This window comes from Desertihabitans aurantiacus (assembly GCF_003344635.1).
In the GTDB taxonomy this organism is placed as follows: domain Bacteria; phylum Actinomycetota; class Actinomycetes; order Propionibacteriales; family Propionibacteriaceae; genus Desertihabitans; species Desertihabitans aurantiacus.
This window is the reverse complement of sequence record NZ_QPKK01000135.1, coordinates 1-10,285: the sequence shown is the minus strand read 5'-3', so window position 1 is coordinate 10,285 and position 10,285 is coordinate 1. Positions and strand designations below refer to the sequence as shown.

Genomic DNA, 10,285 nt, shown 5'->3' with positions numbered 1-10,285 from the left:
GGCAGCCGCCCGCCGGCCCCGGCCGAGCGGGAGCGCCCGCGCGAGCCGCGTCCGCCCCGCCAGCGCAACCGGCGCCGCACCCACAACGGTGAGGTCGTCCGCGAGGGTGCCGCCAGCTCCCCGACGGCGGAGCAGAGCTCGCCGACCGCGGAGCAGGGCTCGCCCAACGGCACGGCCGAGGGCGGCGCACCGCGTCGTCGCCGGCGTCGTCGTCGCGGCGGCGGTGGCGGTGGCGGCGACCAGAGCACCGCCGGGCAGGAGCAGAGCAGCTGACACCAGCCCTGCTGGCGCTCGGGGCCTCGGCGGTCTGGGGCGCCAGCGACACCCTCGGCGGGCTCGCCTCCCGCGGGCGGCCGGTGCTGTCGGTGATGCTGCTGACCCGGGCCGCCAGCGTGCTGCTGGTCGGCGTGCTGGTGCTCGTGCTGCACCCCGCGCCGGTCGGCGCGGACTGGCCGTTCGCCGTGGTCGCGGCGGGGGTGAACCTCACCGGGCTGGGGCTGCTGTACCGGGCCCTGGCGATCGGGCCGATGTCGGTGGTGGCGCCGATCGCCGCGACCAGCGCGGTGGTGCCGGTGGTCTGGGGCTCGCTGTCGGGTGAGCGGCCCGGGACGCCCACCCTGCTGGCCCTCACGGTCACCGTCGCCGGGTGCGTGCTCACCGCCCGGGCTCCGGGCGGGCCCGGGATGGCTGTCAGCCGCGCCGGGGTCGTCAGCGCCGTGGGGGCCGCGCTGGGGATGGGTGCCGCGCTCACCCTGCTGGACCGTGCGAGCCAGGCCAGCGCCGTCGGGGCGGTGGCGCTGGAGCGGAGCAGCCAGCTGGTCCTCCTGCTGCTGCTCGCCGCGCTGCTCTGGCGCCGGGTCGGCCCGGGCCTCGCCCGTCCCGGGGCGGTGCCGCTGGTCGGTCTGCTGGACACCACCGCGATCCTGCTCTACGCCACCGCGACCACCGGCGGGCTGCTGCCGGTGGTGGCGGTGCTGGCCTCCCTCTACCCCGTCGGCACGGTGCTGCTGGCCCGTCTCGTCCTGCACGAGCGGATGAGCCGCTGGCAGGGCGTCGGCGCGGTGGTCACGCTGGTCGCGGTGGGGGCCGTCGTCGCCACGGCGTCCTGACTGCGGCGCACCGGGAATACCCGGCTCGCCGGACGCGGTTGGCCCTGTGTGACCACGCCTGCGCTCTCCGTCCTCGACCTCATCCCCGTCCGCCGGGGCCAGACCACCGGGCAGGCGCTGCGGGCCTCGACCCGGCTGGCCCGGCTGGCCGACCAGCTGGGGTACCGGCGGTTCTGGGTGGCCGAGCACCACAACACCGAGGCGGTCGCCTCGACCAACCCGCCGGTGCTGATCGCCATGCTGGCCGCGGCCACCGAGCGGATCCGGGTCGGCTCGGGCGGGGTCATGCTCCCCAACCACGCCCCGCTGGTGGTGGCCGAGCAGTTCGCCCTGCTGGAGGCGGCCTTCCCCGACCGGATCGACCTCGGCATCGGCCGCGCCCCCGGCACCGACCCGGTGACCAACTGGGTGCTCCGCCAGGGTCTGGACGAGACCGCCGCGGTCGAGCGCTTCGGCCAGGCGGTGCACGAGGTGCTGGCGATGATGCACCCCGGTGGTGCCGCCATCACCCTGCCCGGGCCCGGTGGCGGGCCCGGTCGCACGCAGGCGCTGCGCGCCACCCCGTCGGCGGTGGGCAGCCCGCCGGTGTGGCTGCTCGGCTCCTCCGACTACTCCGCGCGGCTGGCCGCCGAGCAGGGCCTGCCCTACGTCTTCGCCCACCACTTCTCCGGCCAGGGCACGGCCGAGGCCCTCGAGCTGTACCGCTCGGGCTGGCAGCAGGCCGGCCACGACGGCTCCCCCACCACCTTCCTCACCGTCAACGTGGTGGTGGCCGACACCGAGGCCGAGGCCGTCCGGCGGGCGCGTCCGCACCTGCTGGCGATGGTGGCCCTGCGCACCGGCGGCGGGTTCGGCCCGCAGGCCACCGTCGAGGAGGCCGCCGAGACCGAGCTGAGCGCGACCCACGAGCAGCTCGGTGTGCAGATGAGCGCACCCTGGGTGGTCGGCGACCCCGCCACGGTGGCCGACCGGCTGCGCGGGCTGGCCGCGGAGTTCGGCGTCGACGAGGTGATGGTCCACCCGGTCGCCGGGGCCGCCGCGGCCGACCCGCTGGACCGCACCCCCGCCCGCGAGGAGACCCTGCAGCGGCTGGCCGAGGCGCTGGCCTGACCTGAGTGCCTCCGGCCGGAGGTGACAGGATCGGGGGCAGCACCCTGACCGCCCTGCCGACGGCGTCCGCGACGCCCTGACCGGAGCCTCGATGCCGGGCACGTCCCCTCCTCCCGCCGCCGCGGCCCCCGGCCGACCCGGGTGGACGCGGTGGACGCCGCCCAGCGGCTGCGGCTGGACGTCCCCGGCGACGTCGCCGTGATCGGGGTCGGCAACGCCCGGCAGACCGAGCTGGTCTCCCCCAGCGTCTCCTCGGTCGGCCCCCGCCACCTGTTCCGCTCGTTGGCCGAGCTGCTGCTGCGGCGCGCCGACGGCGACGACGGACCCGACGAGCTGCACGAGCTCGTCTGGGAGCTCTTCGCCCGTGAGTCCACCACGGGCACCACCCACCCAGGAAAGGCGTCACCGTGACCGTCACCATCGGCATCATCGGCTTCGGACTGCGGGCGGGGCTGTGGCGCCACGCCCACCGGCCCGAGGAGGGGTTCGAGGTGGTCGGCGCCTGCGACACCTCCGAGCGTGGTCGCGCCGACGCCGCCGCCGCGCTCCCCGAGGGCGCCCTGGTCACCGGCGACCTCGACGAGCTGCTCGGCCTCGGCCTGGACGCCGTGCTCGTCACCACCCCCGACAACCACCACCTCGTCCCCACCCTCGCCGCGCTGGAGGCCGGTGCCGCGGTGTTCTGCGAGAAGCCGCTGGGCATCAGCGTCGCCGAGTGCGACGAGATGCTCACCACCGCCCGGCGCACCGGCAGCCGGCTCTACGTCGGGCACAACATGCGGCACATGCCGGCAGTGGTGCAGATGCGCGAGCTCATCCAGCAGGGCCGGATCGGGCAGGTCAAGGCGGTCTGGTGCCGGCACTTCGTCGGCCACGGCGGTGACTTCTACTTCAAGGACTGGCACGCCGACCGGAGCAGGAGCACCGGCCTGCTGCTGCAGAAGGGCGCCCACGACCTCGACGTCATCCACTGGCTGGCCGGGGGCTACGCCGCCACCGTCTCCGCGATGGGCGAGCTGGCCGTCTACGGCGACATCACCGACCGCCGCGACCGCTCCGGGGAGCGGATGCACGACTGGTACAGCCTGGACGCCTGGCCGCCCGCCACCCAGACCGGGCTGCACCCGGTGGTCGACGTCGAGGACCTGTCGATGATGACGATGCGGCTCGACAACGGCGTGCTCGCCTCCTACCAGCAGTGCCACTTCACCCCCGACTACTGGCGCAACTACACCGTCATCGGCACCGAGGGCCGGCTGGAGAACTTCGGCGACGGCCCGGGCGGCACCATCGGGCTGTGGAACCGTCGCCACGCCAGCGCCGCGGACCCGGACGAGAGCTTCCCCATCGAGGAGGCCGAGGGTGGCCACGGCGGCGCCGACCCGCGGCTCATCTCGGAGTTCCTCCGGTTCGCCACCGAGGGCGGCAGCACCCAGACCTCCCCGGTCGCGGCCCGGATGGCCGTCGCCGCGGGGGTGGTGGCCACCGAGTCGCTGCGCTCCGACGGCTCGGCGCGACCCGTCCCGCCGCTGCCGGCCGACCTGGTCGACTACTTCGAGCGCGGCCAGACGGCCTGAGCCGCGGGCCGGTCGGCAACCGCGCCGGGTCAGCGGCGCCCGGCGATCCGGCGACGGATCTCGGCGTACACCTCGGGGGCGGTGGTGTGGCGGGCCAGCTCGTGGTCGACCTTGCCCAGGCCGTGGTGGTCGCTGGAACCGGTGACCAGCAGACCGGCCCGGTCGGCGAGGGCGCGCAGCCGCTCCCGCTGGTCGGGCCGGTGGTCGAAGTGGTCGACCTCGATGCCGTCCAGACCCTGGTCGACCAGCTCCACCAGCACCTCCGCCGGCAGCTGCCGCTCCCGGTCCCGCCCCCAGGGGTGGGCGATGACGGTGACCGCGCCGGCGCCGCGCAGCAGCGCGATGGCCCTTCCCAGCGGGGTGGCGTAACGGGGCACGTGGGCCGGGCCGCCGTCGGCCAGGAACCGGTCGAACGCCTCCGCCCGGTCGGCCACGTAGCCGGCGGCCACCATCGCGTCGGCCACGTGCGGACGTCCGATCGAGGGGCTCTGCCCGACGTGGACGAGCACCTCCGCCTCGGTCAGCGGCATCCCCAGCTCGGCCAGCCGGTCCAGCAGCGGGCCGAGCCGGTCGTCGCGGCCCGCCCGCACCCGGGTCAGCTCGGCCCCCAGCGCGGGATCGTCCTCCCGGGCGCCGTAGCCGAGCAGGTGGACGCTGTGGCCGTTGCGCTGGGTGGACATCTCGATCCCCCGCAGCAGCTCGATCCCGACCTCGGCGGCGGTCCGCCCGGCCTCGTCCAGCCCGGCGAAGGTGTCGTGGTCGGTCAGCGCCAGCACGTCCAGCCCCTGCCGGGCCGCCTTCGTCACCAGCCCGGCCGGGCTGTCGGTGCCGTCGGAGACCGAGGAGTGGGTGTGCAGGTCGATGATCACCCGGACATCATGACCGACCCGTCGCCCCGGCGCCGCGCCGACCGGCTCAGGACGGCGTCGGCAGCAGCGAGCGCACCATCCGCAGCCCCACCGACATCCGGGCCAACGTCGGGTCGGCGTCGCAGATCTCCTCCAGCGAGGCGACGGTGGGCTCCACGCCGGGGTTCGCCTGCCACCAGGTCTCGAGCGCCTCGGCGCCGTCGGTGGAGCCGGAGCGGGCCAGCACCTCGCTGGTGAGCTGGCTGTGCACCGCCCCCAGCTCGTCGCGCAGGGCGCTGCGGGCCATCGCGTCCCACTGCTCCGAGCGGGGCAGCGCCGCCACCCGCCGCTGCAGCCGGTCCAGCCCGAGCCGCTCGCTCAGCCGGTAGTGCACCCCGGCGACCGCGACCGGGTCGCGGTCGACCTGCTCGGCGATCTGCACCACCGCCAGCGCCCCCTGCAGGTAGGGCAGGCAGGCCACCACCGCGGCGAGCTCCTCGCCCACCTCCAGGCCGCGCAGCTCCTCCAGCCGGCGGGCGTAGACCTCACCGTCACGGCCCGACAGCAGCCGCGGCATCGCCTCCCGGACCTGCTCCACGCCGTCGGCGAACTGCCCGACCACCGCGGCGATGTCGATCGGCGGGCGCCGGTGGCTGAGCACCCAGCGGGTGCCCCGCTCCACCAGCGTGCGCAGCTCGATCCGCAGCCGGGTCTGCAGCGCGGCGTCGACCCGGTGGTCCAGCTGGCGCAGCTGGGTCTCGTGGCGCCCGGCGGAGAAGATCGCCCGGACCGCGAGCTGGGCGCGGATGACGTCCTGCGGCGCGGCCTGGGTCTCCTCACCCAGCCGGTGCACCGCGGTGATGCCGGCGGAGTTGACGAACCGGTTGACCGCGACGGTGGTGACGATCTCACGGTGCAGCCGGTGCTCCGGCATCACCGCCGCCTGCTCCTCGCGCAGCCGCGGCGGGAAGTACTGCACCAGCCGGTCGGCCAGGTAGGGGTCGTCGGGCAGGTCGGTCTGGAGCACCTCCCGCTCCAGCCAGATCTTGGTGTAGCTGAGCAGGGTGGCCAGCTCCGGTGCGGTCAGCCCCTCCCCGGCGGCGACCCGGCGGGCCATCTCCTCGCTGTCGGGCAGGAACTCGATCTGGCGGTCCAGCACCCCCAGCCGGGTCAGCCGGCGCATCCAGCTCTCGTGCACCGGGGCCATCGAGACCGCCTGGTGCAGCCCGTTGGCCAGCGCCAGGTTCTGGTCGTAGTTGTGCTCCAGCACCAGCGCGGCGACGTCGTCGGTCATCGAGGCCAGCAGTGGCTCGCGGTCCCCGGCTGCCAGGGTGCCGGCGGCGATGGCGGCGTCCAGCAGGATCTTGATGTTGACCTCGTGGTCGGAGGTGTCCACGCCGGCGGAGTTGTCGATGAAGTCGGTGTTGATCCGCCCGCCCCCGCGGGCGTACTCGATCCGCCCGCGCTGGGTGAGCCCGAGGTTGCCGCCCTCGCCGACGCAGCGCGCCCGCAGCTCGCGGCCGTCCACCCGGATGGCGTCGCCTGCCTTGTCGCCGACCTCGGCGTGGGTCTCGTCGGCGGCCTTGACGTAGGTGCCGATGCCGCCGTTCCACAGCAGGTCGACCGGCGCCCGCAGGATGGCCGAGATCAGCTCCGGCGGCGACAGCGCGGTCACGTCGTCGGCCAGCCCCAGCCGCTCCCGGACGCGCGGGTGCACCGGGATCGACTTGGCCGTCCGCGGGAACACCCCGCCGCCGTCGGAGAGCAGCGCGCGGTCGTAGTCGTCCCAGCTGGAGCGCGGCAGGTCGAACAGCCGGCGCCGCTCGGCGAAGGAGGTCGCCGCGTCCGGGTCGGGGTCGAGGAACACGTGGCGGTGGTCGAAGGCGGCCACCAGGCGGGTGTGCTCGCTGAGCAGCATGCCGTTGCCGAACACGTCGCCGGACATGTCGCCGATGCCGACGCAGGTGAAGTCCTCGCGCTGGCAGTCCACGCCCATCTCGCGGAAGTGCCGGCGCACCGACTCCCAGGCCCCGCGGGCGGTGATCCCCATCCCCTTGTGGTCGTAACCCACCGACCCGCCGGAGGCGAAGGCGTCACCCAGCCAGAACCCGCGCTCCAGCGAGATCGCGTTGGCCAGGTCGGAGAAGGTGGCGGTGCCCTTGTCGGCGGCCACCACCAGGTAGGGGTCGTCGGCGTCGTGGCGGACCACCTGCGGCGGGTGGCGCACCTCCCCGCTGTCGCTGTCGCCCAGGCTGATGTCGTCGGTGACGTCGAGCAGGCTGGAGATGAACACCCGGTAGCAGGCCTGCCCCTCTGCGAGCCAGGCCTGGCGGTCCGACGCATCGGGCAGCTGCTTGCAGTAGAAGCCGCCCTTGGCCCCCACCGGCACGATCACCGTGTTCTTCACCATCTGGGCCTTGACCAGCCCGAGCACCTCGGTGCGGAAGTCCTCGGGACGGTCCGACCAGCGCAGCCCGCCGCGGGCCACGGCGCCGAAGCGCAGGTGCACCCCCTCGACCCGTGGGGAGTAGACGAAGATCTCGAAGGCCGGGCGCGGCGCCGGCAGCAGCTCGGGCAGCCGGCCCGGCAGCAGCTTGAACGCCAGCGCCTGCGCGTCGTCGCGGAAGGCGTTGGTGCGCACCATCGCCTGGACCACCGCGCGGAAGGCCCGCAGGATCCGGTCCTGGTCGAGGCTGGCCACCTCGTCCAAGCCGGCGCCGATCTGCTCGACCAGCTCCTCGACCTCGCTCTGGGCCGGCGGGGCGCAGTCGGCGTCGCGGGGGCGGAAACGCAGCTCGAACAGCCGGACGAGCAGCTGGGCCAGCCCGACGTTGGCCACGAGCGCCGAGGCGATGTAGCTCTGGCTGAAGTTGGTGCCGCCCTGACGCAGGTAGCGCGAGATCGCCCGCAGCCACGACACCTGCTGCCAGGTCAGCCCGGCGGCCAGCACCAGCCGGTTGAGCTGGTCGCTCTCGCAGCGTCCGCTGTGCGCGGCGGCGAAGGCGGCGGTGAACCGCTCGCGGTCGGCCGGGCGCCAGCGCTCGTCCAGCGCCTCCGCACCACCCGGCACCCGGAGCCCGAAGTCGAGCACGTAGGCCCGCCGGTCGCCGGGCAGGCGCACCTCGTAGGGCCGCTCGTCCAGCACCTCGATGCCGAAGGAGCTGAGGTGGGGCAGCACCTGCGACAGCGGCATCGGGGTGGTGCGGAAGACCTTGAGCCGCAGGTCGGCGGTGTCGGTGGGCTCGTCGGGGACGTACATCGCCTGGGCCATCTGGCGGTGCTCGTCCAGGGTCATCAGCGCGGTGAGGTCGAGCACCCCCTGCCGCGGGGCGAAGTCCTCCTTGTAGCCCTCGGGGAAGACCTGCTCCAGCTCGGGGACGCCGACCAGGTCGGGGTGCTCGGCGACCTGGTCGAGCAGCAGGTCGTTCCAGGAGCGGGTGGCGTCGGTGAGCGCCCGCTCCAGCGCCGGCACGTCGTAGGCCCCCAGCCGACGGTCGGCGGGCATCCGCGCGACCAGGTGCAGCCGGGCCAGCACCGACTCGGTGACCGTGGCCTGGTAGCCCACCGACTCCGCCCGCAGCGCGTCGGAGAGCACCCGCTCGATCCGCAGCCGGACGGCGGTGGTGTAGCGGTCGCGCGGGAAGTAGACCAGGCAGGACAGGTAGCGCCCGTAGGGGTCGCGCCGGGCGAAGAGCCGCACCTGGCGGCGTTCCCGCAGCCGGGAGATCTCCTCCACGGTCGGGGCGAGCTCGGCGGCGGTGGTCTGGAACATCTCGTCGCGCGGGTAGGAGCTGAGCACCCGCATCACGGCCTTGCCGCCGTGGCTGTCGGGGGCGTAGCCGGTGCGGGCCAGCACCTCGGCCGACTTCTCCTTCAGCACCGGGATCCGGGTGACCGGCTCGGTGTAGGCGGAGTGGGCGAACAGCCCGAGGAAGCGGCGCTCCCCCAGCACCCGGCCCTCGGCGTCGAACAGCCGCACGCCGACGTAGTCGAGGTAGGAGGGCCGGTGCACCCGGGAGCGCACGTTGTCCTTGGTGACGACCACCAGCACCGGCCGCTCGGCGGTGGGCGGGTTGGCGTGGAAGCGCTGCGGCTCGTCCTCGCGCTCGGGCCGGCCGTCGGAGAGGATGCCGAGGCCGGTGCCGGGCACCGGCACGTAGCGGCGGCTGGCCTCGCCGACGTCGAGGCGGTACTCCTGGTAGCCGAGGAAGGTGAAGTGGCCCTCGGCGAGCCAGCGCAGCAGCTCGATCGAGGAGCTGCGCTCGGAGTCGCTGACCGGCATCGCCCGTCCGGCCAGCTCCTCGCAGGTCTCGCGGACCCGCTCCTGCATCGGCTCGTAGTCGTCGACGACGACGCGGACGTCCTCCAGCACCCGCAGCAGCCCGTCGCGGAGCCGGTCGAGGTCGTCGGCGGTCATCCGGCGGCTGCTGCCAGGAGTGAGCTCGATGTGGATCCAGGACTCGGCCACGGCGCGGGAGTCGGTGGCGGCCTCGGCGCCGTGCAGGACGTCGGTCAGCCGACCGTCCTCCTCGCGCCGCACCCAGAACTGCGGGTGGAACAGCTCACCGATCGCCCAGCCCTGGCGGATCACCTCCATCGTCACCGAGTCGACCAGGAAGGGCCGGTCGGCGTTGACCAGCTGCAGCACGACCGCCTCGCCCGGGGCGGCCCAGCCGTCGTCCTCGCGGTGCGGGGTGGACAGCCGCAGCACCGGTGTGTCGCCGGGACGTCGGCCGGCGGCGCGGAAGTGGGCGGCGACCAGCCCGACCACGTCGTCGGCGTCGCGCTGCAGCACGCCCTCGTCGACATGGCGGAAGTAGTGCTGCAGGAACTCCTCGGCGCGGGCCGGGTCCTGACCCATCGACTCCGCCAGCCGGGCACCGTGGCGGGCCAGCTCGGCGACCCTGCGCCGTCTCAGCTCCTCGGCCGTCTCCTGAACCCGTGCTGCTGTGGTCGTCACTGCGCTGCCCGGCCCTCTCGCTGTGGAACCCGTCCGCGGGCACGGCGGCGTGCCCCCACCCCCCACACTAGGGGACGTCTGAGGGGGCGTCGCGGGACGGCTGGGGGCGCTGCGCGCACCCCGACGGCACGGCACCCGGCATGATGTGGCCATGGACATCTCCACGCGTGCCGAGTTCCCCGCCGACCCCGCCGAGACCTTCACCATGCTGACCGACGAGGCCTACCTGAACGAGGTGTGCGAGGCCAGCGACGCCCGCTCCTACAGCGTCTCCGTCGACGGCACCACCACCCGCACCACCCGTGTGCTGGAGGCCCCCTCGGCCGCCGCCAAGTTCACCGGCCCCACCCTGGAGGTGGTGGAGGAGATCCGCTGGGGCGCCGCCGAGGCCGACGGCAGCCGGCGCGGCACCGTCTCGATCACCGTCCCGGGTCAGCCGGTGGTGATGAACGGCAGCGCCGTGCTCGCCCCCGGGGGTGGCGGGTCGGTGTTCGAGATGTCGGGCGACCTCAAGGTCAACATCCCGCTGCTGGGGCGCAAGCTCGAGCAGTCGGCGGCGCCGGCCGTGCTGGCCGCGGTGCAGACCCACGAGGAGGTCGGCCGCCGCTGGCTGGCCCGCGGCTGACCCGGCTCAGACCCCGTCGGCGTCCCGGTCCTGCGTCGGGACCGGGGCGCTGACGC

The 10,285-nt window shown here is 74.6% G+C and carries 7 protein-coding genes and 1 pseudogene; 6 read left to right on the top strand and 2 right to left on the bottom strand.

Going from position 1 to position 10,285, the window contains the following annotated elements:
• The 5 genes and pseudogenes from DVA66_RS11835 to DVA66_RS11815 form a co-directional block, all read left to right on the top strand.
• Positions 1-273, top strand: a pseudogene (locus DVA66_RS11835) (hypothetical protein); the annotation flags it as partial.
• Entirely contained in the window at positions 270-1,109 is an 840-nt protein-coding gene (locus DVA66_RS11830) for an EamA family transporter (RefSeq protein ID WP_157973970.1), read from the top strand. The pseudogene DVA66_RS11835 and the gene DVA66_RS11830, both read left to right, overlap by 4 nt.
• A 48-nt stretch (positions 1,110-1,157) precedes the next feature.
• Positions 1,158-2,219 carry an LLM class flavin-dependent oxidoreductase gene (locus DVA66_RS11825; RefSeq protein WP_114560271.1) on the top strand — a complete coding sequence of 354 codons (1,062 nt, stop codon included), beginning with the start codon at positions 1,158-1,160 and terminating at the stop codon, positions 2,217-2,219.
• Between the two features lie 141 nt (positions 2,220-2,360).
• Positions 2,361-2,630, top strand: coding sequence for a substrate-binding domain-containing protein (locus DVA66_RS11820; RefSeq protein WP_114560270.1), 270 nt, complete (start codon positions 2,361-2,363; stop codon positions 2,628-2,630).
• Positions 2,627-3,796, top strand: coding sequence for a Gfo/Idh/MocA family protein (locus tag DVA66_RS11815; protein WP_114560269.1), 1,170 nt, complete (start codon positions 2,627-2,629; stop codon positions 3,794-3,796). Before DVA66_RS11820 ends, DVA66_RS11815 begins: the two co-directional genes overlap by 4 nt.
• 29 nt (positions 3,797-3,825) lie before the next feature.
• On the opposite strand, the gene DVA66_RS11810 is transcribed toward DVA66_RS11815, so the two are convergent.
• Both DVA66_RS11810 and DVA66_RS11805 read right to left on the bottom strand, forming a co-directional pair.
• Positions 3,826-4,665 (bottom strand): PHP domain-containing protein, encoded by an 840-nt coding sequence (locus tag DVA66_RS11810; protein WP_114560268.1) that lies wholly within the window; start codon positions 4,663-4,665, stop codon positions 3,826-3,828.
• A 46-nt stretch (positions 4,666-4,711) separates the two neighbouring features.
• Positions 4,712-9,604 (bottom strand): NAD-glutamate dehydrogenase, encoded by a 4,893-nt coding sequence (locus DVA66_RS11805; RefSeq protein ID WP_232821921.1) that lies wholly within the window; start codon positions 9,602-9,604, stop codon positions 4,712-4,714.
• 151 nt (positions 9,605-9,755) lie between these two features.
• On the opposite strand from DVA66_RS11805, the gene DVA66_RS11800 reads away from it, so the two are divergent.
• The gene (locus tag DVA66_RS11800; protein ID WP_114560267.1) at positions 9,756-10,229 is read left to right on the top strand and encodes a DUF2505 domain-containing protein; all 474 of its coding nucleotides are present in this window, start codon (positions 9,756-9,758) and stop codon (positions 10,227-10,229) included.
• The last annotated feature ends 56 nt before the right edge of the window (positions 10,230-10,285 follow it).

Coding starts and splice junctions, on each gene's coding strand:
- DVA66_RS11800 (WP_114560267.1), top strand. CDS start 9,756: ATGGACATCTCCACGCGTGCCGAGTTCCCCGCCGACCCCGCCGAGACC.